Below are 522 nucleotides of genomic sequence, written 5' to 3' on the forward strand. Positions count from 1 at the left end.
CGCCTCTCGCCCGCTGCAGGGGGCAGCGCGGAAGAATTCTTGCCGCCCGTCGTCACTGCGCCATTGCCTGGCTAGCAGCGGGGTCAGAGCCTCGGCTTCACGAAGCCGGCCGCGTTCTCGTCAGCGCCGGGCTCGCCTTCGTCAGAGTGTGGATTGGCTGGCGCGTCGTCGGTTGGAAATTCGGGCTCTGCGGGAAGCTGCACGGGATTGTCCAGCGGTGGTTTGGGGTTGGTCATTTCGACGTTCTCCTTCACTAATGTGTAGCCCAAAAGGCGCGCAATTGCTGTAGGAGACCAGTGGGGCGCGTGCGTGGCATCGACGACGAAAGCTGATTCATTCGGCGCTGCGCGAGCGTGATCTTCCGCGCGAAAGATGAAGCCCATTTCCCTGGCTGCTGCTTCGAAAGCGCAGCCGCGCCTCGTCTCCGCGTCGCCGAAAAAGAGGATGGTTGATTCGGGCGCTGACGGATGCTGGTAGTCGCAAAGCGTCATCAAGTCGGCCATCACCCTCGCAGGATGATCG

1 protein-coding gene is annotated in these 522 nt (G+C 62.5%); it reads right to left on the reverse strand.

The genetic code is table 11. The features are described from left to right. Window positions 1–83 precede the first annotated feature (83 nt). Window positions 84–522 (reverse strand): hypothetical protein (locus AC1DNF_RS35780; protein WP_478153681.1); only part of this gene is annotated, 439 nt, incomplete at its 5' end.

This window comes from Variovorax sp. 01T432, from assembly GCF_056398605.1.